Below are 23,672 nucleotides of genomic sequence, written 5' to 3' on the forward strand. Positions count from 1 at the left end.
AGAAATATTGTGAGTTTACTTAAACAAAAGCACGAATATCAAGGAATAGGCTTACCTTTTAGCTTAATCCGCTTTATGAATTACCGCAAATTTGGTTATCTTTTCTCTTTGTTATTAACTGGATTCTGCATTTTTTGTATGTTTACCAAAGGCTTTAACTGGGGCTTAGATTTTACTGGTGGTGTAGTGATTGATACCCATTTTTCACAACCTGCCAATCTGGATCAAGTTCGTTCAACCTTAAGCAATAATGGTATTGCCAGTGCGTTAGTACAAACAACAGGTTCAACTAGCGATGTTATCATTCGTTTACCAGCAACCGCCAGTGATGCCAAAATTGGTACTGAAATTAAAGACATGATGACCGCACTTGACGCCAATATTGAAGTGAAATCAGTAGAATTTGTGGGTCCAAATGTAGGTGAAGAATTAACCCAAGGAGCTATTTATGCCACCTTAGCCACATTAATCCTATTATTAGGTTATGTCGGAATGCGATTTGAATGGCGTTTAGGGGTCGGCGGTATTCTCGCCCTTGCTCATGACGTGATTGTAACTTTAGGAATTTTCTCATTTTTACAAATTGAGATCGATTTAACTTTCGTTGCAGCAATCCTCACCGTGGTCGGTTACTCATTGAACGATAGTATCGTGGTATTCGACCGTGTACGTGAAAACTTCCGCAAAATTCGTCGTATGAGCAGTCAGGAAGTGATTGATATTTCATTAACCCAAACCCTATCAAGAACGATGATCACATCACTAACCACCTTGTTTGTTGTATTTACCTTACTCTATTTTGGTGGTAGCAGTATTCATAGTTTCTCGTTGGCATTATTAATCGGTATCGGATTTGGTACCTATTCTTCCATTTTCGTGGCGATTGCCATTGCCTTTGACCTCGGTTTAAACCGTGAACACATGCAAATTAAAGTAGCGACAAGAGAAGAATTTGAGGAAGGGTTTTAGTTAGAAAAGCAAAACAAGATGCGGAGCATCGTCACCATACTTAACCCCGTACGTCAGTACGGGGTATTTTCATCATTAAAAATGATCCAATATTTCTAACGCATCAGCTAATTTCTTCACGGTAAAAACTTGCATATTTTGCACCGCACTTTTCGGCTTATTGGCAAAGGGTACAATAGCTCGCTTGAACCCATGTTTTCCTGCTTCATAAATGCGTTCTTGACCACTAGGTACGGGACGAATTTCACCAGCTAACCCCACTTCACCAAATACCACCAGATCTTGCGGTAAAGGACGATTACGAAAACTGGAAATTAAGGCTAATAATAATGCAAGATCTGCACTGGTTTCGGTTACTTTCACCCCACCTACCACGTTCACAAACACATCTTGATCAGACATTTGTAAACCACCGTGACGGTGCAATACTGCCAGCAATAATGCCAGTCGATTTTGTTCTAACCCCACCGCAACACGGCGTGGATTGGCGAGCATAGAATGATCCACTAAGGCTTGAATCTCCACTAATAATGGACGCGTTCCCTCCCATAACACCATCACTGAACTGCCTGATGTGAGTTCATCTCCACGACTTAAAAAAATTGCCGATGGATTTTTCACTTCTTTTAAACCCTGTTCAGTCATAGCAAAAACCCCTAACTCATTCACGGCACCAAAACGGTTTTTATGGCTACGTAAGGTGCGGTAACGGTTATCGGATTCCCCTTCTAATAAAATCGAACAGTCAATACAGTGTTCCAATACTTTTGGACCAGCAAGTGTGCCGTCCTTGGTGACATGTCCCACCATAATAATAGCCACTTGGCGAGTTTTGGCATAACGAGTTAAAAAGGAAGCACATTCTCGCACTTGAGCCACTGAACCAGGGCTGGATTGAATATCGGCAAGGTGCATCACTTGGATAGAGTCGATCACAATAATTTGTGGTTTAAGTTGATCTGCCAAATTACAAATTTGTTCGACAGAGGTTTCCGATAGCATTTGTAAACGATCTGAGGGTAAACCCAAACGATTTGCACGCATGGCAACCTGTTGTAAACTTTCTTCACCCGTGACATAAAGTGCGGTCATATTTTGAGCCAATCCACACATCACTTGTAATAACAAGGTGGATTTCCCTGCTCCAGGGTGTCCGCCGATCAAAATCGCTGATCCTGGTACGATTCCGCCCCCTAGCACCCGATCTAATTCATTGAATCCACTGGAAAACCTCGGCGTTTCTTGTAAACTAATTTCTGATAGTGTTTGGATTTTCGCTTGTGTTTCTCCAGCATAACCACTAAATCGATCTCCCTTAGAGCTAGATTTCGCAGAAACTAGGCGGACTTCACTAATCGTATTCCACGATTTACACGCCGAACACTGTCCTTGCCAACGAGCAAATTCTGCTCCACAATCATTACAAACATAAGCTGTTTTAGGTGCTTTTGCCATGTTAATTTACCGTTAATTTAATTAAATTAAGCATACGTCTTACATATTGCCCTTGATGCAGTAAGTCATTTAATTTTTGCATGGCTAACTGATTATCCTTACTTTCGCTATGTAAAACAATAATTTGACCAATTTGCTCAAACAGGTATTGATTATTTTCCACTATCTCGACCACAACACTTTGATCAACTTGTTGATTTTGTTGCTCGAAAACCGTTTGGATTAAATGTCCATTATCCACATAATAATGATATAAATTGAAAAATGTACCAATCCGTTCAACTGTTTTAATAAATTCTTGAGCAAAGAAATTTATGCCAAACTGCATTGTTTCTTCAATTAATTGCTGTTCATAAGCCAAAAGTGCGGTCAAAATTTGTTGAGAATTCACCGCAGTTTGTTTGCTATGTAAAAAATCTCGCCATTTCTCAATCCAGTCAATCACTTTTGGTAAATCGCCTTGAGCCAACTGATAGCCTCGTTTGGCTTTGCTGACTGAACTCAATCTTACCCCATCTACAAAACTTAAATTTGCCACGAAAGTAAATAAATCCTGTAATTCACCACTTTTTAATTCAAATTCAATTTCACAAATCGGCTCAATTTGACCATTTGCTTTAATTTCACCACGATCTAACGCAATTTCAATTTCTGTATGTTTAGCACATTCAATCAGCCAAACTTGACGAGTAAAATCAGTGCTAAAAATAGGTGCTAATTTGAGATCGGTTGGGAAATCAATATTATCTATTTGTTGCAAAACAGCGACATCAGGTTGAGCCGAGTTCAACGGGAAATTATATTCAGGGCGAATATGCAATCCCCCTGTCACATTGCCATTGGTTTTTAATGTCATGGTAAACTGCTGATTTTCCGACCGCACTCTGAGTCCCATTTTATGTTGGGCAAAATAGCGATCTGCTGTATCGTAATAGATATTACCTAAAAATAGCTTATCTTGTTTTAAAATATGAAAATCACTTAATATTTGTGAAAACTGATCGGCAATTTCTAGCGTTACCGCTAATTTCAATTCGATTTCATTTGACATTTTTACGTCCTTAATAAGTAAAAATCTTGCTTTATTATAGAGCTTTTTTCATTTAGATCGTGAATTTTTCGCATATTTAAGGTAATATGCACGCAATTTTATTGATTAATTTGGAGTTTTCTATGGCAATTAACAATATCCTAGGATTATTTGCCCATTCCCCCTTAAAACCATTACAACAACATTCTGATAAAGTAACAGAAGCCTGTAGCTTGCTGATTCCTTTTTTCGAAGCCACTTTTAAAAGTGAATGGGAAAAATCAGAACAAATGCGTTTGCAAATTTCAGAAACAGAACGCCAAGCAGATTCGTTGAAACGCGAAATCCGTTTAAAATTACCACGAGGTTTATTCTTACCTATTGATCGTACCGATTTACTTGAATTAGTAACACAGCAAGATAAATTAGCCAATTATGCTAAAGATATTGCTGGTCGAATGGTAGGTCGTCAATTTGGTATTCCTGATGGTTTACAACAAGATTTTATGAAATTTCTTTGTCGCAGTTTAGATGCTACTGTGCAGGCTCATAATGTGATTAGAGAAATGGATCAATTATTAGAAACTGGCTTTAAAGGGCGTGAACTCAAATTTGTCAATGATATGATTAATGAATTAGATATTATTGAAGATGATACGGATCAAATGCAGATTAAATTACGTAGAATGTTACGTCAAATTGAAAACCAATATAATCCGATCGATGTGATGTTCTTATACAAAATCTTTGAATGGGTTGGTGTACTCGCCGATCAAGCACAACGTGTTGGCTCTCGTATCGAACTGATGCTGGCACGTTCGTAATGATTACATAGGAGATAGACTATGGACGTATTACAAGACTACGGTACCATTCTAATTATTATCACTGCTAGCTTTGCCTTTTTTATGGCTTTTGGTGTGGGAGCAAATGACGTTTCGAATGCAATGGGAACTTCCGTTGGTTCTAAAACGATTAATGCGAAGCAAGCTATTATTATTGCTTTAATCTTTGAATGTGCTGGTGCTTACTTGGCTGGTGGCGAAGTGACGGAAACCATAAAAAGTGGAATCATCTACCCAGCCAACTTTATTAATACTCCTGATACCTTGGTATTAGGCATGATGTCTGCTCTCTTTGCTTCTGGTTCTTGGTTATTAATTGCCTCTCGTTGGGGCTGGCCAGTTTCTACGACCCATTCTATTGTTGGTGCAATTATTGGTTTCGCTTGTATTACCGCTGGAACTCATTCAGTGCGGTGGGGAGTTATTAGTGGTATTGTTGGTAGTTGGTTTATCACACCTGTTATTGCTGGCGTATTAGCCTATGGAATTTTCTTTGTTATTCAAAAATTAATTTTTGATACTGAAAAACCCTTACATAATGCTCAAAAATATGGTCCTTATTTTATGGGATTAACTGTGTTTATTTTGGTCATTGTTACTGTTGCCAAAGGATTAAAACATATCGGCTTAAGTTTAACCACTGGTGAAACAATCCTTATATCTCTTGCAATTAGTCTTGTATCTGTAGTAATTAGCTATTTCTATTTTCGTAGTAAAAACTTTATCAAAAAAGCACGTAGTGGCGTGTTTGGTGGCGTTGAACGTGTATTTAGTATTCTTATGTTAATGACCGCCTGTGCCATGGCATTTGCTCATGGTTCAAATGATGTAGCTAACGCTATCGGTCCTTTAGCTGCGGTTGTGACTATTGTTGAAAACGGTGGCAATATTATGGCAACTGCCCCGATGGCTTGGTGGGTTTTACCTTTAGGTGCAGCAGGTATTGCAATGGGTTTAATTATTATGGGTTATAAAGTTATGGCAACTATCGGAACAGGGATTACCGATTTAACCCCGAGCCGAGGTTTCTCTGCTCAGTTCGCCACCGCAGCTACTGTTGTTGTGGCATCAGGCACAGGCTTACCGATTTCTACTACGCAAACCCTAGTAGGTGCGGTTTTAGGTATCGGATTGGCTCGAGGTATTGCGGCATTAAACTTAAATGTAATTCGTAATATTATTGCCTCTTGGATTGTCACACTTCCAGCTGGTGCTTTTTTCGCTATTATTATTTATTTTGTTTTGGACCTCATTTTCCGTTAAGGTATTTCAAAAAGTGCGGTCAAAAAATATTAAAAAATACACCATTTTTTTCTATCATGTTTAAGGAGATTACGTTAATGCAAAAATGGTTAAAACTACTACTTTCTTCTCTATTATTTGGTACGACTATTCAAATGGCACAAGCCGAAACACAATATGTGACTGAAAATTTGCATACCTTTTTACGCAAAGGTGCGGGTGATAACTTTAAAATTGCGGGTTCAATTCAAGCTGGCGAACCAGTTAATGTATTAGATCATAAAGATCGTTATACTTTAATTCGAGATAGTAAAAATCGTGAAGCATGGATTTTAACTAGCGAATTAAGTTCAACACCCAGTGCTAAAAATGAAAATCCACAGTTAAGAGCCAAAGTTCAGGATTTAACCTTAAAACTAAATAATATTGACAAAGACTGGCAACAACGTACCGTAGAAATGCAACGCCGTTCTGCTGACAGTGATCAGCGTAGCAGTCAATTATTAGAAGAAAATTCTCAATTAAAACGTGAATTAGAAATCACTAAAAATAAAAATCGTGATTTAGAGGCTTTGCTTGATGCAGGTAAGCGTGAAATTGCGATTCAATGGTTTATTTATGGTGGTTCCGTGCTTGGTGTGGGATTATTGCTTGGTTTGATTATTCCAGTGATTATGCCAAAACGTCGTCGCCGTGACGGGTGGGCTTAATCAGGTATCAGATGACAGGTGTCAGGCATCAGAAAATGCAAACATTCTTAGTTGGTGGTGCTGTCCGTGATCAATTATTGAATCTCCCTATTAAAGATCGAGATTGGCTGGTTGTGGGTGGCACACCTGAACAACTTATTCAACAGGGCTATCAACAAGTCGGTAGTGATTTCCCTGTTTTTTTGCACCCCAAAACGAAACAAGAATATGCTCTTGCTCGCACTGAACAAAAATCTGGTTCAGGTTATACGGGGTTTGTGTGTGACTTTTCTCCAGACATCACCCTTGAGCAAGATCTGATTCGGCGAGATTTAACCATTAATGCTATCGCTCAAGATGAACAAGGCAATCTATACGATCCTTTTGGTGGTATTAAAGATTTAAATCACCGCATTTTACGTCATATTTCCCCGGCGTTTGCCGAAGATCCTTTGCGTGTTTTGCGTGTCGCTCGCTTTGCTGCTCGTTTTCATTATTTAGGTTTTATGATTGCAGATGAAACGATTAAATTAATGAAAACCCTCACCGATCAGGGAGAACTTGCTCATTTAACGGCTGAACGCATTTGGTTAGAAACCGAAAAAGCCCTTAATGAAAAAAATCCTGAAATCTATTTTTTCGTGTTACGTAAAGTTGGTGCATTAGCTGTATTATTCCCTGAATTAGATGCACTTTATGGCGTGCCAAATCCAGCCCAACATCACCCCGAAATTGATAGTTTTATTCATACCATGTTGGTGTTACAACAGGCTACCCTACTCACCGAACAAACTGAACTGAATAAAACTGCGGTGCGTTTTGCCGCACTTTGTCATGATTTAGGCAAAGCCTTAACGCCCAAAGCCATTTTACCCCATCACTATGGACACGAAAAAAACGGCGTTCAACCCACCCGAAATCTCAGCAATCGGTTAAAAGTGCCGAGTTATGACAAAGTATTAGCGGAACTGACTTGTACATATCATAGCCATGTTCACAAAGCCTTTGAATTGCGAGCAAATACGATTATTAAATTGTTCAATCAATTTGATGTATGGCGTAAACCGCAACGCTTTTTAGAATTTCTAACCGTTTGTGTCGCAGATAGTCGTGGACGCACTGGTTTTGAGCTACGAGAATACCCACAAAAAGACTATTTATGGCAACTGTATCAAACTGCTTTACAAGTGGATGTGCAACAGGTAATCAATGACGGATTTGAAAAACAAAGGATTCGAGATGAACTTACCGCTCGGCGGATTTTAGCGGTAAAACAAAAAATTGCTGAAATCAGACCGCACTTTGATATTTTGACTTCATAAAAATAACCAGTTAGAATACTCCCTGACTTTTTAAGAACTCATTTAAAAATGAAACTCAAACATTTATCCCTAATTTTATTATCTGCGATATTATTCACTGGCTGTTCAAGTTTAGACATCAGTGAACAACGTCCAACCGATATTAAAACGATTAGCAAGAATGACCGCACTTGGCAACAACATTTAAGCCAACTTAAACAAATCCAAAACTATCAAGCCCAAGGGCAGTTAGGTTATATTAGCCAGAAAGAACGCTTTTCCAGCCGTTTTGAATGGCAATATACCAATGCTAAAAACTATACGTTAAAACTTTACTCTACCATTAGTGCAAGCAGTTTAACCTTGCAAATGCACAATGCTGGCATGACAATTTCAGATAATAAAGGTCATCAACGTTCTGAACAAGATGCCAAATATCTAGTGCGAGAAATCGTTGGTATGGACGTGCCGTTAGAACAATTAGCCACTTGGTTAAAAGGTCAGCCAGACGAAAAAGCGGATTATCAAGTAGGTGAAAATCATTATTTGTCGAGCTTTAACTATGCAGTGGATGGTATGCTGTGGACGGCAGATTATTTAGTTTATCATCAAGATCGCATACCAGCATTACCCAAAGATATTTTGCTAAAAAATTCGACACAAACCTTAAAAATACGAGTGGATAATTGGACTTTATAATGAAAAATTATCATTTTTCTACCGCACTTTCCGATATGTCAACCATTCAACAGGGAAATCATATCCGTTTCCCTAGCCCCGCCAAACTGAATTTATTTTTATATATTAATAATAAACGCCCTGACGGCTATCACGAATTACAAACCTTATTTCAATTTTTAGATTATGGCGACTGGTTAAACATCAGTTTACGTGATGATGATCAAATTCAATTAACCCCCGATATTCCAAATTTAAACAAACAAGATAATTTGATTTATCGTGCAGCCACGGCATTGCAACAATATACTGGCTGTCAATCTGGTGCGAATATTCATTTAGATAAAATTCTCCCGATGGGCGGTGGTGTTGGTGGTGGCTCATCAAATGCGGCAACGACTTTAGTAGCTCTCAACTATTTGTGGAAAACTGGATTAACTAAACAACAATTAATCGAAATCGGTGTAAAATTAGGTGCGGATGTACCTATTTTTATTGATGGACTAGCCGCTGTGGCTGAAGGTGTCGGTGAAAAAATAATTCATTGCCAACCAAAAGAAAAATGGTATCTGGTATTAAAACCTGAGTTAGCTATTTCAACGGCGAGAATATTTGCGGACGCTAATCTCACTCGCAATACCCCCAAGAAACCAATTTCACAGCTATTAACTGATGAATATCGTAATGATTGTGAAAAAATTGTGCGAAATCACTATCCAATCATTGATGAATTACTCTCTTGGTTGCTACAATATGCACCAGCAAGGTTGACTGGAACGGGATCCTGTGTATTTGCCGAATTTGATAGCGAACAAGATGCACAAGCGATTTATCAACTTAAACCCATAAAATTTACTGGTTTTGTGGCGAAAGGCTGTAATACTTCACCATTAGAAATATTACTTAACCAACTTGAGCGACAGAATTAAACTTTCTTCTATTATTAAACCTGAGGTCAAATTAAAATGCCTGATATTAAACTCTTTGCTGGTAACGCAACACCAGAACTTGCACAACGCATTTCAGAACGTCTTTATACATCGCTAGGCGATGCCACGGTTGGACGTTTTAGTGACGGTGAAATCCAAGTGCAAATCAATGAAAACGTACGTGGTAGCGATGTATTTATCATTCAATCTACCTGCGCCCCAACCAATGACAACCTAATGGAATTAATCGTCATGGTAGATGCTTTACGCCGTGCATCTGCTGGGCGTATTACAGCAGTGATTCCTTACTTTGGTTATGCTCGACAAGATCGCCGAGTGCGTTCTGCTCGTGTACCGATTACCGCTAAAGTAGTGGCAGATTTTCTTTCCAGCGTTGGGGTTGACCGTGTACTCACCTGTGATTTACACGCTGAACAAATTCAAGGTTTCTTTGATGTGCCAGTAGATAATGTATTTGGTTCACCAGTATTAATTCATGATATTTTGAAAAAAACTGACCTTGAAAAACCAATGGTGGTTTCGCCTGATATTGGTGGTGTAGTGCGGGCTCGTGCGGTAGCAAAATTATTAAATGATGCGGATATGGCAATTATTGATAAACGCCGTCCAAAAGCCAACGTATCTCAAGTGATGCACATTATCGGGGATGTGACAGGTCGTGATTGTATTTTAGTAGATGATATGATCGATACTGGCGGTACATTATGTAAAGCTGCTGAAGCCTTAAAAGAACGCGGAGCGAAACATGTATTCGCTTATGCAACACATGCGGTATTCTCTGGCAGTGCGGTACAAAACCTAGCCAATAGCGTTATTGATGAAGTCGTTGTCACGGACACTATTCCATTAAGTGCTGAAATCAAAGCGTTAGGTAAAGTGCGTGTATTAACCCTTTCTGGTATGTTATCAGAAGCCATTCGCCGTATTAGTAACGAAGAATCTATTTCGGCTATGTTTAATTAACCGTATTTACTATCCCCAAAAGCTACTTTCGGGTAGCTTTTTTTACCTGCATACTACTGAAAATTACTGCAATTTACGGTAAAAAAGCATACAATAAAAAGCAAATTTGCATGCCTATAAAAAAACTGATAAAGTGCGGTGTGTTTTGTGCTAGTTTCAATACTTAGGAAAAGAAAATGAGCCAAGAATATTTAGATTTTGAATTACCGATTGCTGAACTGGAAGCAAAAATTGAATCTCTGCGTGCGGTATCAAGTGATGATAGTAACATTAATCTTGATGACGAAATCAAACGTTTACAGAAAAAAAGTAAAGAACTTACCAAGAAAACTTTTGCTAATTTAGATTCTTGGCAGATTTCTCGTCTATCTCGTCACCCAAATCGTCCTTATACTCTTGATTATATTGAGCATATTTTCACTGATTTTGAAGAACTTGCTGGCGACCGTGCATTTGCCAATGACAAAGCCATTATTGGTGGACTAGCTCGTTTAGATGGTCGTCCAGTGATGGTGATAGGTCATCAAAAAGGTCGTTCAACCAAAGAAAAAGTGATGCGTAATTTTGGTATGCCAGCCCCTGAGGGGTATCGTAAAGCATTGCGTTTAATGCAAATGGCGGAACGTTTTAAACTACCAATTATTACCTTTATTGACACACCAGGGGCTTATCCAGGTGTCGGTGCAGAAGAACGGGGTCAAGCAGAAGCTATCGCTCGTAACTTGCGTGAAATGGCAACATTGACAGTACCTGTGATTTGTACAGTTATCGGTGAAGGCGGTTCTGGTGGTGCATTAGCTATCGGTGTGGGTGACAAAGTGAATATGTTACAATATAGCACTTACTCCGTTATCTCACCTGAAGGTTGTGCCTCTATTTTATGGAAAAGTGCAGAAAAAGCCTCTGTTGCAGCAGAAGCCATGGGCTTAACTGCTAATCGTTTAAAAGAATTGAGTTTAATTGACAATATTGTGACTGAGCCTCTCGGTGGCGCTCATCGTGATCACCTAGCAATGGCAAATAATTTAAAAGCTCGCTTATTAGAAGATTTAGCCGATTTAGATGTATTAGATAAACAAGATTTACTCGATCGCCGTTATCAACGTTTAATGTCTTACGGTTATTGCTGATCAGAAGACTGAAGACTAAAAACAGAAGACAGGAAAAAATTAAAAAGTGCGGTGAAAAATACCGCACTTTTCTATGATAAATTCAACATAATTAAGGAAATAAATTCAATGAAAAATGTACTTTCCATTCAATCTCATGTGGTGTTTGGTTACGCTGGAAACAAATCAGCAACATTCCCAATGCAATTAAATGGTATTGATGTATGGGCATTAAATACTGTGCAATTTTCCAACCATACTCAATATGGTAAATGGACAGGCATGGTAATTCCAAAAGAACAAATCGGTGAAATTGTACGTGGTATTGATGAAATCGGTGAATTGGCAAAATGTGATGCAGTTTATTCTGGTTATATCGGCTCTGCTGAACAAGTGGATGAAATCATCAATGCCTATCATAAAGTGAAAGCTATTAATCCGAACGCATTGTACCTATGCGATCCTGTTATGGGTAGCCCAGAAAAAGGCTGTGTGGTTGCTGATGGTGTTAAAGAAGGCTTAATTAATATCGCCATTCCACAAGCCGATATTATGACCCCGAATCTACTTGAATTACGGGAACTTAGCGGATTACCTGTAGAAAATATCGATCAGGCTGTAAATGCGGTAAAACATTTACTCACCAAAGGTCCTAAAATTGTGGTGGTAAAACATTTAGGTTCCGCTGGTCGTGATGAAAATCTATTTGAAATGCTGATGGCAACCAAAGATGGCGTGTGGAGTTTTACTCGTCCACTTTATCCATTTGCCAAACACCCTGTCGGGGTGGGTGACTTGACCGCAGGTTTATTCTTAGCCAATTTATTAAATGGTAAATCAGAACTTGAAGCCTTTGAGCAAATGGGAAATGCGGTACATGATGTGATGAGAATTACCTATCAATTAAATTCTTATGAATTGCAATTAATTGAAGCTCGTCATGTAATTATGAAACCCGTATCAAATTATAAAGCAGAAAAAATTGCTTAGTTGATAGCTTTCGCTCTCTCGATAAATAGAGGGAGCGAAAATGATTATCTCACCATAAAACGCTATGAACCTTGTTAATCAATTCCAATCGCAACTCACTCACCAACACTATTTAATTGCCTTTAGTGGAGGATTGGATTCTACTGCTCTACTCTCACTGATGGTAAAAGCTCGAGAAAATCAACCGCACTTACAACTACGTGCCGTTCATATTCACCACGGATTAAATCCTAACGCAGATCAATGGGCGACTCATTGTAAACAGATTTGCCAACAATTTCATATTCCGTTAATCATCAAAAAGATTAACGTTAATCCTAATAATGGTATTGAGCAAGGTGCTAGAGAAGCTCGCTATCAAGCTATTGCAGCAATACGCTTATCAAATGAAATCGTTGTAACCGCTCATCATTTACAAGATCAAAGCGAAACTTTTTTACTGGCATTAAAACGTGGTAGCGGTTTGCAAGGTTTAGGGGCAATGCAGTCTTATTCTGAATTGTATGGTATGCCAATTTTTCGTCCATTATTGCCATGGCAACGTAGTCAATTAGAACAGTATGTGAATAGCGAAAAGCTGGCTTGGATCGAAGACGATAGTAATGCAGATAACCATTACGAGCGTAATTTTCTACGCAATCAGATTTTGCCAAAACTTCGTCAACGTTGGCAACATTTCGATCAAATGGTGGCTCGTTCTGCTCAACATTGCTATCAACAACAACAATTAATTAATCAGTTACTGGCGGATGATTTTCAACAAAATTTCGATAAAAATCACCGCACTTTTTCCCTTGAACGGTTTATACAGTATAACGAACTTAAACAAAAAGCCTTGTTGCGAATGTGGCTAACTGAGTTAAAGCAACAGATGCCATCAATAGTTCAACTTGAACAAATTATACAGGATGTGATTTTAGCTCGTGCAGATGCTAATCCGCAATATCATTTAGCGGATAAGGTAATTCGCCGTTATCAGCAAAAATTATACCTAACTGCGGATTTTAACAATGTAAATGACTTTACTGCCATACTTACCCCTGAACAAGAATGTATCTTGCCCGATAATATCGGGGTACTTACGATTCAAAAAAATACGCAACATTACACCGCAGTTTGGCAAGGTGAACAAGGATTACGACAACTGAGTTTACCGCCTACCGAACAAAATATTTGGGTAAAATTTGCTTATTCAGGAACGATTCAGTTAAAAGGTCAAAAAATCAAGCGTGATATTAAAAAAATTTGGCAACAACTTAATGTTCCAGTATGGCAACGCCAACGCATTCCCTTGATTTTTTATGATAATAAGCTACAAGGTGCGGTAGGTTTTTTTACGGCGGACTAAACAGGTCGAATAGTTTCCATATCCAACTTCGCATCAAAGGTTTTTTGTAGTAGTTGAATACCCTTGTCTTGAACCAGATCTTGTTTCGCCTGCTCACTCAATTCTTGGTAAATCTGATGATAATATTCTAATGGCGTTAAAGATTGTGGATCATCATTAATTTCAATCTCTAGTTGCATTGGCTGATTAAACAATTCTGACAATCTTTCAGTAAGCGTTTTTATCGCGTTTTCTCGCTGTAAATGTTGTTGTGATGAACGTAATCCTAGTCGAATTTGTTGCTCATCTTGCAATAATAGAACAGAATTAATAGCTAATTGTTTGGTTAATTTCTCATCGTCTAATTGTAATTGTTCCACCAACTTAAACCAAGGATCTCGTTCTATACCGATCTGAATTAATTTACGGGTTAATTCTGGCGTTTTTTCTTGTAATATCGCCTGTTTAATATCTGACGGACGAATAACTTCGTTATCTTGATATTCAAGTTCTGGGTTAAGCCATTCCCAACGATAATTTTCAGCATTCAATTCGGTGGAATTTTCATCATTTTGATCCAGATTATTTTCTTCAACAACTTCGCTATGCGATTCGACTTGCTGGTTTTCTGGCGGTACATTGCTTAATTTAGCTAAACGCTCAATTAAATCCACGTTCTCTTTTTTGGCAGGACGAGATGAAATAACAGGTAATTCGATCGGCTTAATCTCATGCTCATCTGTTAGATCAGACTTTTTTTTTTCGTGATCGGGATTATTTTTTTCTAGGGTTGCTCGCAATTTCTGGATTTTATCCATGGCATTTAAAGCCACATTCCCCTCTGTTTGAGTGGTTTTAGGACTATGCTGAACTGCATGCTGTGCTAGATAATTCGCTTTGATACTTTGCGAAACTACAGGCATATCCACTAAATTTTCTGTTGGAGAAGCAGATAACTGAGATTGATTTTGTGGTTGAATTTGGATTAATTTGGGGTGAAACGCTAAGGCTCGTAGCAATGTCATTTCTGCTCCGATACGGCGATTCGGTGCGAAAGCTAGCTCTTTTCTCCCCATGAGAATAGTTTGATAAAAAAATTGTACATCTTCAGGTGAAATATGTTTAGCCAAAAAAGCAATTTGACTTTCGTCATTACCGATCGCAGGTAATAATTGTTGCATAGCAATTTGATGTAATTTCTCACCGACTTCCAGTAATAACTGATCCCAATCCACACCTTTTTCTGCCACAGACTGAACCACAGCCATTAATTTTTCGCCATTCCCCTGTTGCAAGGCATACAAAATTTCAATGGGCTGATTATCGTCCAATAAACCCAGCATTTTATTCACTATATCAGTGCGAATATCCGCATTAGACATCGCAATCGCCTGATCGGTTAAGCTCAAACTATCACGAATACTACCCTGTGCAGATTTAGCGATTCTATCTAGTGCAGTTAATTCATAAGGGATTTTTTCAGCATCTAAAATGTGAGCAAGATGATGACTAATTTGAGTAGCCTCTAGTGCTTTTAAATGAAACTGCATGCAACGAGATAAAATCGTAATCGGTAATTTTTGTGGATCGGTGGTGGCTAATAAGAACTTCACATATTCTGGCGGTTCTTCCAAGGTTTTCAACAAGGCATTAAAAGAATGACGAGAAAGCATGTGTACTTCGTCAATTAAATAAACTTTATAACGCCCTTGTACTGGCTTATATTGCACATTATCGAGTAATTCTCGGGTATCTTCTACCTTGGTGCGAGAAGCGGCATCAATTTCAATTAAATCAATGAAATTGCCCTGTTCAATGGCTTTACAATGTTCACATTCACCGCAAGGTTCAGCGGTAACGCCATTGATACAATTTAAACCTTTGGCAAAAAGTCGTGCAATAGACGTTTTACCCACGCCCCTTGTGCCAGAAAAAAGATAAGCATGATGCAAGCGGTTTTCTTTTAAGCCATTAGCAAGTGCGGTCAAAATATGCTCTTGTCCGACAACTTCGCTAAAAGTCTTTGGTCGCCATTTGCGGGCTAAAACTTGATAACTCACTGCTTATCCTTTATTCAGAAGAGAAATTAATGACCAGCAAAATCCACTAAAGTAAAGGGTTCTACCCCTAATTTACGTAAGCGTTGCTCACCGCCTAATTCAGGCAAACTAATGACAAAAGCAGCGTGTTTCACTTCTCCGCCTAAACGTTGAACTAATTTTACACAGGCTTCTAATGTACCACCCGTGGCTAACAAATCATCAATAATCAAAACGTTATCACCCGCTTGAATAGAATCAGAATGGATTTCTAAGGTATCTTCGCCATATTCTAATTGATAATTTTGCGAAATCACCGCTCTTGGTAATTTACCTGGTTTACGGACTAAAATAAAAGGTAAACCTAAGGCAATCGCCACAGGAGCACCAAAAATAAAGCCCCGTGATTCGGTACCAATAATTTTAGTAATTCCCGCATGTTTAAACTGCTGTGCAATTAAATTTACTGTCGCACTAAAGGCTTCTGGCACTTCGGTTAAACTAGTAATATCACGGAAAATAATGCCGTCCTTAGGGTAATTAGGAATGGATTTAATAGAAGATTTAATAAGCTGTAATTGTTCGTTCATTTTGTTGCCTAAAGTGCGGTCAAAAATTTGACCTTTTTTATAAAAATTAACTGAGTGAATGTAAATAAATTTATCCTAAATTGCAAGCGTTACCACAAAAATATTTACTTAATCCGCATAAATATCTTTACCATCTTTGCGAGTGCGGAATAATTGCAAAATCCAAGCATATTGTTCTGGTGTTCGACCTACAAAATATTCTATAACTTCGTTCATAGCACGAGCGGATTGTACTGGATCATCGGTTAATGTCATAGGAGATAAAATTTCCATTTGGTATTTGCCCTGTTTGGCGTTATAACGTGGAAACATAGGAATCACCACAGCTTTAGCCAACTTCGCCATTTTATTTAACCCTGGTAAAGTCGCTTTATACGTGGCAAAAAAATCCACAAACTCACTCGCTTCCGCACCAAAATCTTCATCTGGTAAGTAATAACCCATATCACCATTTTTCACCATGGAAAGAAACGGCTTAATACCATTTTGCCGTGCGTGCATTTTTCCGCCGAAACGTTCTCTTGTCCATGTCCAAAGCCAGTCGATCAATAAATTTCGGTGTGGATTAAACATAGATGTCATCGGCATCCCATGAGTATGTAAAATAATCCCTGAAGCATCAATCGACCAACTATGTGGTACTAATAAAATAATATTGTGTCCATTGGCTTTGGCTTGTTGAATATGTTCTATGCCTAAAAATTCACTACGTTGTTGTAAATGTTTTTTTGAACGCACGGCAATTTCACCGATACCTAACATCACTTGTCCTAAGGTAATAAACATTTCATCTAGCACTTTTTCACGCTGTTGTGTCGTCCATTGCGGAAAACAAAGTGCTAAATTGATACTTGCTCTACGACGTTGTTTTTTAGCTTTTTTCCCAGCGAGCAAGCCGATTTTACTGGCTAATTTATCTCGCCAACGAAATGGTACAAAAGCAAGAATGATTAACAGCAAGATAGCAAACCAAATACCCCAGTAACTCGGTTTTAAATAACTCCACGAAAAATGTGGTTCATAGCCAGCTCTCGCTGTAACACGAATATTTTCTTGATTTTCCATTAATTAAACCACCCTTGATCATAGACCATTTTTGCCGTCATAATAAATGACATAGCAACCACCATTGGACGAATCAGTTTCTTTCCTTTGGTTAATACCATTCTTGCCCCTAAATTCGCCCCGATAAATTGCCCACACATCATGACTAACCCAACCAACCAAAGAATTTGACCTCCGATTAAAAAGAAAAGCAACGATGCAATATTTGATGTGCAGTTTAACACTTTGGCATGTGCAGTGGCTTTGGGTAAATTAAAGCCTAATAAAGTAACAAATGCCAGACCTAACAAGGAACCCGTTCCCGGTCCAAAAAAACCGTCATAAAAGCCGATAAACAATCCAGCAGTAAAAGCAAAACCAGCAAAAGATAAACGTTGATGACGATCTTCTTCGCCTAATTTTGGCGTAAACAAAAAATATAAACCAATCGCCAACACTAAAAAAGGAATCGCTTTCTTAATAAATGAGCTATCGACCTGTTGAATTAACACCGTACCAATCACCGCACCAATAAAGGTCATCAAAATTAGCAACCAAATCTGTTTTAAGTTCACAGCTTTTTTACGAATAAAATATAAGCTGGCTGAAAATGAACCACCACAAGCCTGTAATTTGTTGGTACCTAAAGCAAGCACGGGGGGAATACCAGCCATTAATAATGCTGGAATAGTAATCAAACCGCCACCACCAGCAATGGCATCAATAAATCCAGCAACAAGTGCTACTGCAAATAATATACTGATAATTTCTAAGCTAATTTCCACCGCACTTTCCCCAGATTATTCTAACCATTCGCTACGTTTTGGTGAACTTAACACTTGTTGGCATAAAAATGGTTCAGGGGGTGTAACTTTAGGTTTTGTTGTACCAGTTGATGGCTTTTTAGGTTCAAACCATGAATACAGTTCAGCACCGCAACCATCGCCAGTTGGCACTGGTGCTTGATTTTCACAATAAGCTGCTCCATGCGGACAAGCTAAACGCACGTGAAAATGGCTATCATGTCCATACCAAGGACGAATTTTATGTAACCAACTACGATCGCCTTTTTCAGTTTGACAAAGTTTTACTTTAATCGCTGGATTAACGAAAATACGTGTTACTTGACTATCTTGAGAAGCTAGTTTAATTAGATTAAAGTGATTCTGATTCCATACATTTTCGTCCACTGTTTGTGTTGCTCGGTTCACTACCAACAAACCTTTGCCATCTGAATTTAATGCTTCCTGATCAGACATAGCACCCATACGCAACCAAATATCTGCATCTAAACCCATTTGATGACTTGCATGTCCTGTTAAAAAACGCCCACCACCAGGCATTGCAATATCGCCCACTAACATGGTGGGTAAACCTGCATTTTTTACTCGCTGCCCTAAACGTTGTAAATAGCTAATCATATCAGGATGACCGTAATAACGGTTTTTATTCATCCGAATCACTTGATAACCAACGCCCTTAGCTGGTAAGGCTTTGGCACCGATGATACAGCCATTGGCATAAGAACCAATCGGTTGGGCTTGTCCTGTTTCACTTGGAATAGGACGTTTAACTTTTTGCCATTCAGCAGGTGAAGCGAATACGGTCAAAGATACCCCTAAAAGTGCGGTTAAAATAAAACCTGTTTTTTTCAATTTCATATTAAATTTTTCCGATAAAAATAATCTTAAGTAAACACTAAATCCCAGTTTGTAGGACTTCATATTGTTGCAAAATAATTCGTTTAAAATTTTCACTACAACTTGCCCAATCAATTACATCCACAAAAATCGGCAAATCTGATTCGCTAAAAGCCTCTTCAATATCTGCTTGTAAACGGATAGACATCGGCTGTTGCGTTATCACGGCTAAATCTAAATCCGAATATTTCTTAGCCGTCCCTTTAATCCGAGAACCAAAGACCCAAACAGGTAAATCTGGCACATATTCTCGTAAAATACCCTTAACAATGGCAAGATTTTCTTCACTAAGATCAATCATATCACTTTTATCTCTTGATATTATCGGCACTGTGCCTTAAACCGCAATAAATGATCTAATAACACAATTGCTGTCATGGCTTCCGCAATCGGTACCGCTCGAATGCCAACGCAAGGATCGTGGCGACCTTTGGTAATTAATTGCACTGGCTCATTATTCACATTCACCGTACGTCCAGGGATAGTGATACTTGATGTTGGCTTTAATGCTATAGTCGCAATAATCGGTTGACCGTTACTAATCCCACCTAAAATACCACCAGCGTGATTAGATAAAAATCCTGCTGGAACCATTTCGTCACGATGTTCTGTCCCTTTTTGATTCACCACGGCAAAACCGTCACCAATTTCCACCGCTTTTACCGCATTAATGCTCATCAAAGCGTGAGCTAAATCCGCATCTAAACGATCAAATACGGGTTCGCCCAAACCAACAGGCACATTTTCTGCCACCACGGTCAATTTTGCCCCGATAGAATTGCCTTCTTTTTTCAAACTACGGATCAATTCTTCGAATTTTTCCACCGCACTTTGATCGGGACAAAAAAATGGATTTGAATTGACCTGTTGCCAATCAATTTTACTAATGTCCGCTACCGTTTTGGGATCAATTTGAATATCCCCTATCTGTGATAAATAGCCACGGACTTCAATGCCAAATTGTTCACGCAAATATTTTTTAGCAATCGCACCTGCCGCCACTCGCATCGCTGTTTCACGTGCAGATGAACGTCCACCGCCACGATAATCACGAATACCGTATTTCCGTTGATAGGTAAAATCAGCATGACCTGGGCGAAATTGATTTTTAATTTCACCATAATCTTGCGAACGTTGATCAGCATTTTTGATTAATAACCCAATACTCGTCCCTGTGGTTTTACCCTCAAATACGCCCGATAAAATCTGCACTTCATCATCTTCACGACGTGGCGTGGTATAACGTGATGTACCAGGTTTACGGCGATCTAAGTCTGGTTGAATATCCGCTTCCGAAAGTGCCATATTGGGCGGAACACCATCTACAATACAGCCTAATGCAATACCGTGAGATTCACCAAAAGTAGTAACTTGAAAAAGTTGTCCGATTGAATTTCCTGCCATAAAACACCCTATGCTAATTTTTCCGTATGAAGTTTTACTTCTTCATTCGTTTGTTGATTTTTAATAAACACATCTAGTTGATTGAATGCGATCTCAATATTATTTTCATTAAATAACTGATTAATACGATTATTTAAGAAATCAATGGTTGGATTTCGATCACCAATTTGATCCACATAGACACGCAACTCATGATCTAAGGTACTTGCTCCAAAGGTTAAGAAGAATGCTCGTGGTGCTGGATCTTTTAATACTTTCTCACATTCTGCTGCTGCTCGTAATAATAATTTCTTCACAAGATCTAAATCCGAACCATAAGCCACACCGACACTAATCACAACTCTCGTCATACTGTTACTCAATGCCCAGTTAACTAAGCGTTCGGTGACAAAGGCTTTGTTTGGCACAATGACTTCTTTACCGTCAAAATCCACCAGTGTTGTGGCACGAATACGAATTTTGGAAACTGTACCACTAAATTCACCAATCGTAATCACGTCCCCAATACGCACTGGACGTTCAAATAAGATAATAATACCAGACACAAAGTTTGCAAAGATTTCTTGCATACCAAAACCCAAACCAACGGATAAGGCTGCAAATAACCATTGTAACTTAGACCAAGACATACCCAGCATACCAAATGCCAAAGCAGAACCTAGTGCAATAATAACATAAGTTAGTAAAGTGGTAATGGTATATGGCGTTCCCTGTGATAATTTAATATTTGAGAACACCATGACTTCTAGCAAACCACTTAAATTGCGTATAATAATATATGTCACTGCCAACACCACAAAGGCGACTAATAAATTAAGCAAGGTAACGGATTCCATCACTACGCCTGCTTCTGTAGTGATACTTTGTTGCCATAAAGTGACACCATTTAAATAATATGCCACAGTAACTAAATCTGACCAAACAAAATACATCAAGCCAAATAAACCAACCCAGAGAATTAAGTCTATTAAACGTAATACTTGATCTTTTACTTGGCTAACAGCTAATACATCATCCTGTTGTTGCACATCAATAATAAATTCTTCTTCGTTATCACTATTATTATCGGCTACTTGTTTAGCAATAGCTTGTTCACGTTTATCTTTAAGGCGGCGAGCCGCAAGTCGGCGTGCTGATACTTCTAACACACGATAAATAAAGCCACGTAACATCAACCATGTGGTTAATGCCATGTAAGATGAGATTAAATGGTCAATCAGCACTAAAGAGGTATAATAATAACCCAATCCAATCAAAATAATTAAGGCAACTGGAGCAAATAATGAAAACATACGTAAAAACCGTAGTAAATAAATTTTCATGCTTTGCTGATGCGTTAAGGTTTGTTGGTAAGAAGTGATAGCTAAACGCATTTCGGGACCGATCATCAATAACAAAATAACCAACACTGAAATCGTCATGATTTCACCTAGCACGTCATAAGCAACGCCCCCTTCTAAATTGGTGAAAATAGATGTGTTGAGTAATAATGCCACCACCCATATTGAGCGTTTTAAAATTCGCCGAAAGTTCTCTGAACTTTGTTTCGGCATTTTAAAATGACGATGCGCAATACCATTCGGACGTAATAATGCCACCATAAAGGCAAAATAAAACCAATAGCCAGCCATTTTTAATCCCCATGTCCAAGCCTGTGTTGGATCCTGCAAACAAAAATAGGTAGCTAAAATAAACAGCATTAAAAACACAAAGGTACTTGGTAAACACAAGATCAAGGTCCAAAAAACTGCTATTGGTGTATTCCATTGGTTATCGCTTTGAAAGGTCTTTAATTTATTATTAATCTCCGTAATCTTTTGCTTAATCGCATTTTTCTGACGTAAAATCCCTAGTGTTAAAACCAGTAAAATAGAAACTAAAATACTGACCCAAATCACATTATCTTGCCAATTAGAAAAATCAAATCGTTTGGCAATATCACGGAATTGAAAGCTAAGATAAGTCGGTAAATTTTTGAAGAATGCCAAATCAATTTGTGCATTACTTTTTACCCAAAAACTTTGCTGTTGCAATTTACTTTGTAAAGTATCACTAATGGTCTGTACTTGTTGTTGATTTAATTCAATATTAATCGATAAATTCAACTGATTATTTAATTGTTTAAGCAGTTCAGAAATAACCTTACTACGTTCTTCAATAATACTTTTTAAACGTGAACGCTCTTTATCAGTAAACGTGACTTTTTCTTCTTTGGCTAAATTATCAATATAACTCTCGGTATTATTCATGCGATCACGAAATTCGCTAATATCAAAAATGCGTACTCGTAAATCCGCAATCTGTTTGGATAAGCCCAAAATCATCTCATCTTTTGGTAAAGATTGGCGTTGTTTATTGATCACTCGAGATAATATCAATGTCCCTTGCAATGAACTAATCTGCTCGTCAATATTACGTTGAGTCTGTTGTAAATTATCCAAGATATTTTTGATTCGTAAATTATCCTGCGACAAACTATTCAGTTGAGTAGTCTGTTTTAATAATTCCTCGCTCACTTGAGCATTCATTTCTAATTCACGAGCAATAACTGGATTATCCGTGGTATTACTATTTTTTTGTGCGGTTGCTTGTTCTAATTGATTTTGGCTTTCGGCTAAATTTTTAGTATTAATAACTGTTTGCAACGCAATTAATTCAGTCTGCAACTGCTGTTGCATCAGCGTTTTTTCTTCTAATTGACTATTGTAAAGGCTAGTTAAGGATTCATTTCCACTCAGCTGAATTTGTCTATAACTATTATTTGCTTGCAAATAATCTAATTCCACCGTTAATTTTGCACGCATAGTGCTAGGTGTACTTGAAGAAGCTAAGGTATCATTAATGGCTTGAATACGTGTAGAATTCTCGATTAATGTAGCTTGTGTTCGTTCTGGTATGCTTTTTTGACTTGATAAACTTCCATTAAGTGCGGTTAAATCCGCCTGAATTTGTTGCAAATTTTGGTTAATTTCTTCCACATCGTTTTTCATCTGTTGAACAGATAAATTGGCTAAAGATTTTTGAATTTGTTCTGCACTGCGTTGCTTGGCTTTTAAGTTAGCAATATTCTGCTGGCTTTTTTTCAATTCTTGAACAGAATCTTGAATTTTTTTATTTAAATTCTCATTATCTTGTTTTTGCTTTTCTAGCTGTTCCAATAAAACTAATGTGTCCTCTAAATTTTTAATATCCGCTTTATTATTATCATTTTGATTATTTTTCTTGATAATCTCTAACTGCGACTGAATTTCTTTCGCTGACGGCAATGCTGCGAATACTGAGGTATTCACCGTTAATAATAATCCTAAAACAAGATAGGTTAATGTCTTTCGAATGCTCATTATAAA

21 protein-coding genes are annotated in these 23,672 nt (G+C 38.1%); 11 read left to right on the top strand and 10 right to left on the bottom strand.

Going from position 1 to position 23,672, the window contains the following annotated elements; all coding sequences use genetic code 11:
* Window positions 1-9: 9 nt before the first annotated feature.
* Window positions 10-969 (top strand): protein translocase subunit SecF, encoded by a 960-nt coding sequence (secF, locus tag O1Q80_RS08030; RefSeq protein WP_386694286.1) that lies wholly within the window; start codon window positions 10-12, stop codon window positions 967-969.
* Between the two features lie 75 nt (window positions 970-1,044).
* Here secF and radA read toward each other — a convergent pair whose 3' ends face one another.
* Both radA and O1Q80_RS08040 read right to left on the bottom strand, forming a co-directional pair.
* Window positions 1,045-2,424, bottom strand: a complete 1,380-nt coding sequence (gene radA, locus O1Q80_RS08035) for a DNA repair protein RadA (RefSeq protein ID WP_386694289.1) — start codon at window positions 2,422-2,424, stop codon at window positions 1,045-1,047.
* Window position 2,425: 1 nt separating this feature from the next.
* Entirely contained in the window at window positions 2,426-3,475 is a 1,050-nt protein-coding gene (locus O1Q80_RS08040) for an inorganic triphosphatase (protein ID WP_386686708.1), read from the bottom strand.
* Between the two features lie 122 nt (window positions 3,476-3,597).
* Between O1Q80_RS08040 and O1Q80_RS08045 the strand changes: the two genes are divergently transcribed.
* The 10 genes from O1Q80_RS08045 (at window position 3,598) to tilS (ending at window position 13,569) form a co-directional block, all read left to right on the top strand.
* On the top strand, window positions 3,598-4,278 hold the full coding sequence (locus tag O1Q80_RS08045; protein WP_386686711.1) for a TIGR00153 family protein: 681 nt from the start codon (window positions 3,598-3,600) through the stop codon (window positions 4,276-4,278).
* Window positions 4,279-4,299: 21 nt separating this feature from the next.
* Complete coding sequence (locus O1Q80_RS08050; protein ID WP_386686713.1) at window positions 4,300-5,562, top strand: inorganic phosphate transporter; 1,263 nt, start codon at window positions 4,300-4,302, stop codon at window positions 5,560-5,562.
* A 77-nt stretch (window positions 5,563-5,639) separates the two neighbouring features.
* Window positions 5,640-6,251, top strand: coding sequence for a TIGR04211 family SH3 domain-containing protein (locus O1Q80_RS08055; RefSeq protein WP_386686716.1), 612 nt, complete (start codon window positions 5,640-5,642; stop codon window positions 6,249-6,251).
* Window positions 6,252-6,286: 35 nt separating this feature from the next.
* On the top strand, window positions 6,287-7,552 hold the full coding sequence (locus tag O1Q80_RS08060; RefSeq protein WP_386686718.1) for a multifunctional CCA addition/repair protein: 1,266 nt from the start codon (window positions 6,287-6,289) through the stop codon (window positions 7,550-7,552).
* A 48-nt stretch (window positions 7,553-7,600) separates the two neighbouring features.
* The gene (gene lolB, locus O1Q80_RS08065) at window positions 7,601-8,230 is read left to right on the top strand and encodes a lipoprotein insertase outer membrane protein LolB (protein WP_386686720.1); all 630 of its coding nucleotides are present in this window, start codon (window positions 7,601-7,603) and stop codon (window positions 8,228-8,230) included.
* Complete coding sequence (ispE, locus tag O1Q80_RS08070; RefSeq protein WP_386692801.1) at window positions 8,230-9,138, top strand: 4-(cytidine 5'-diphospho)-2-C-methyl-D-erythritol kinase; 909 nt, start codon at window positions 8,230-8,232, stop codon at window positions 9,136-9,138. The genes lolB and ispE overlap by 1 nt, the downstream gene beginning before the upstream one ends.
* Before the next feature lie 36 nt (window positions 9,139-9,174).
* On the top strand, window positions 9,175-10,122 hold the full coding sequence (locus O1Q80_RS08075; protein WP_386686725.1) for a ribose-phosphate pyrophosphokinase: 948 nt from the start codon (window positions 9,175-9,177) through the stop codon (window positions 10,120-10,122).
* 176 nt (window positions 10,123-10,298) lie between these two features.
* On the top strand, window positions 10,299-11,252 hold the full coding sequence (gene accA / locus O1Q80_RS08080) for an acetyl-CoA carboxylase carboxyl transferase subunit alpha (RefSeq protein WP_386686728.1): 954 nt from the start codon (window positions 10,299-10,301) through the stop codon (window positions 11,250-11,252).
* A gap of 108 nt (window positions 11,253-11,360) precedes the next feature.
* The gene (gene pdxY / locus O1Q80_RS08085; RefSeq protein WP_386686731.1) at window positions 11,361-12,221 is read left to right on the top strand and encodes a pyridoxal kinase; all 861 of its coding nucleotides are present in this window, start codon (window positions 11,361-11,363) and stop codon (window positions 12,219-12,221) included.
* 64 nt (window positions 12,222-12,285) lie between these two features.
* A complete protein-coding gene (tilS, locus tag O1Q80_RS08090; RefSeq protein ID WP_386692797.1) occupies window positions 12,286-13,569 on the top strand; it encodes a tRNA lysidine(34) synthetase TilS in 1,284 nt (427 codons plus the stop codon).
* On the opposite strand, the gene dnaX is transcribed toward tilS, so the two are convergent.
* The 8 genes from dnaX to mscK all read right to left on the bottom strand — a co-directional run bounded on the left by dnaX (window position 13,566) and on the right by mscK (window position 23,666).
* Window positions 13,566-15,608, bottom strand: coding sequence for a DNA polymerase III subunit gamma/tau (dnaX, locus tag O1Q80_RS08095; RefSeq protein ID WP_386694292.1), 2,043 nt, complete (start codon window positions 15,606-15,608; stop codon window positions 13,566-13,568). The two genes, tilS and dnaX, sit on opposite strands and share 4 nt — an antisense overlap.
* Before the next feature lie 26 nt (window positions 15,609-15,634).
* Window positions 15,635-16,177, bottom strand: coding sequence for an adenine phosphoribosyltransferase (gene apt, locus O1Q80_RS08100; protein ID WP_386686740.1), 543 nt, complete (start codon window positions 16,175-16,177; stop codon window positions 15,635-15,637).
* Window positions 16,178-16,285: 108 nt separating this feature from the next.
* A complete protein-coding gene (gene lpxM / locus O1Q80_RS08105) occupies window positions 16,286-17,242 on the bottom strand; it encodes a lauroyl-Kdo(2)-lipid IV(A) myristoyltransferase (protein WP_386686742.1) in 957 nt (318 codons plus the stop codon).
* Window positions 17,242-18,006, bottom strand: a complete 765-nt coding sequence (locus tag O1Q80_RS08110) for a TSUP family transporter (RefSeq protein WP_386692793.1) — start codon at window positions 18,004-18,006, stop codon at window positions 17,242-17,244. Before O1Q80_RS08110 ends, lpxM begins: the two co-directional genes overlap by 1 nt.
* Before the next feature lie 15 nt (window positions 18,007-18,021).
* Entirely contained in the window at window positions 18,022-18,882 is an 861-nt protein-coding gene (mepA, locus tag O1Q80_RS08115) for a penicillin-insensitive murein endopeptidase (protein WP_386686748.1), read from the bottom strand.
* A 37-nt stretch (window positions 18,883-18,919) separates the two neighbouring features.
* The gene (locus O1Q80_RS08120; protein WP_386686750.1) at window positions 18,920-19,222 is read right to left on the bottom strand and encodes a nucleotidyltransferase family protein; all 303 of its coding nucleotides are present in this window, start codon (window positions 19,220-19,222) and stop codon (window positions 18,920-18,922) included.
* 20 nt (window positions 19,223-19,242) lie between these two features.
* Window positions 19,243-20,325 carry a chorismate synthase gene (aroC, locus tag O1Q80_RS08125; protein ID WP_386694295.1) on the bottom strand — a complete coding sequence of 361 codons (1,083 nt, stop codon included), beginning with the start codon at window positions 20,323-20,325 and terminating at the stop codon, window positions 19,243-19,245.
* An 8-nt stretch (window positions 20,326-20,333) separates the two neighbouring features.
* Window positions 20,334-23,666 carry a mechanosensitive channel MscK gene (gene mscK / locus O1Q80_RS08130; RefSeq protein ID WP_386694298.1) on the bottom strand — a complete coding sequence of 1,111 codons (3,333 nt, stop codon included), beginning with the start codon at window positions 23,664-23,666 and terminating at the stop codon, window positions 20,334-20,336.
* Window positions 23,667-23,672: the final 6 nt, after the last annotated feature.

The sequence above is a fragment of the Lonepinella sp. MS14435 genome (genome assembly GCF_042485795.1).
GTDB lineage: Bacteria > Pseudomonadota > Gammaproteobacteria > Enterobacterales > Pasteurellaceae > Lonepinella.

Bases quoted from the DNA above. Each gene is read 5' to 3' on its own strand.
- radA (WP_386694289.1), bottom strand. From the start codon at position 2,424: ATGGCAAAAGCACCTAAAACAGCTTATGTTTGTAATGATTGTGGAGCA.
- O1Q80_RS08040 (WP_386686708.1), bottom strand. From the start codon at position 3,475: ATGTCAAATGAAATCGAATTGAAATTAGCGGTAACGCTAGAAATTGCC.
- O1Q80_RS08045 (WP_386686711.1), top strand. From the start codon at position 3,598: ATGGCAATTAACAATATCCTAGGATTATTTGCCCATTCCCCCTTAAAA.
- O1Q80_RS08050 (WP_386686713.1), top strand. From the start codon at position 4,300: ATGGACGTATTACAAGACTACGGTACCATTCTAATTATTATCACTGCT.
- O1Q80_RS08055 (WP_386686716.1), top strand. From the start codon at position 5,640: ATGCAAAAATGGTTAAAACTACTACTTTCTTCTCTATTATTTGGTACG.
- O1Q80_RS08060 (WP_386686718.1), top strand. From the start codon at position 6,287: ATGCAAACATTCTTAGTTGGTGGTGCTGTCCGTGATCAATTATTGAAT.
- lolB (WP_386686720.1), top strand. From the start codon at position 7,601: ATGAAACTCAAACATTTATCCCTAATTTTATTATCTGCGATATTATTC.
- ispE (WP_386692801.1), top strand. From the start codon at position 8,230: ATGAAAAATTATCATTTTTCTACCGCACTTTCCGATATGTCAACCATT.
- O1Q80_RS08075 (WP_386686725.1), top strand. From the start codon at position 9,175: ATGCCTGATATTAAACTCTTTGCTGGTAACGCAACACCAGAACTTGCA.
- accA (WP_386686728.1), top strand. From the start codon at position 10,299: ATGAGCCAAGAATATTTAGATTTTGAATTACCGATTGCTGAACTGGAA.
- pdxY (WP_386686731.1), top strand. From the start codon at position 11,361: ATGAAAAATGTACTTTCCATTCAATCTCATGTGGTGTTTGGTTACGCT.
- tilS (WP_386692797.1), top strand. From the start codon at position 12,286: ATGAACCTTGTTAATCAATTCCAATCGCAACTCACTCACCAACACTAT.
- apt (WP_386686740.1), bottom strand. From the start codon at position 16,177: ATGAACGAACAATTACAGCTTATTAAATCTTCTATTAAATCCATTCCT.
- lpxM (WP_386686742.1), bottom strand. From the start codon at position 17,242: ATGGAAAATCAAGAAAATATTCGTGTTACAGCGAGAGCTGGCTATGAA.
- mepA (WP_386686748.1), bottom strand. From the start codon at position 18,882: ATGAAATTGAAAAAAACAGGTTTTATTTTAACCGCACTTTTAGGGGTA.
- O1Q80_RS08120 (WP_386686750.1), bottom strand. From the start codon at position 19,222: ATGATTGATCTTAGTGAAGAAAATCTTGCCATTGTTAAGGGTATTTTA.
- aroC (WP_386694295.1), bottom strand. From the start codon at position 20,325: ATGGCAGGAAATTCAATCGGACAACTTTTTCAAGTTACTACTTTTGGT.
- mscK (WP_386694298.1), bottom strand. From the start codon at position 23,666: ATGAGCATTCGAAAGACATTAACCTATCTTGTTTTAGGATTATTATTA.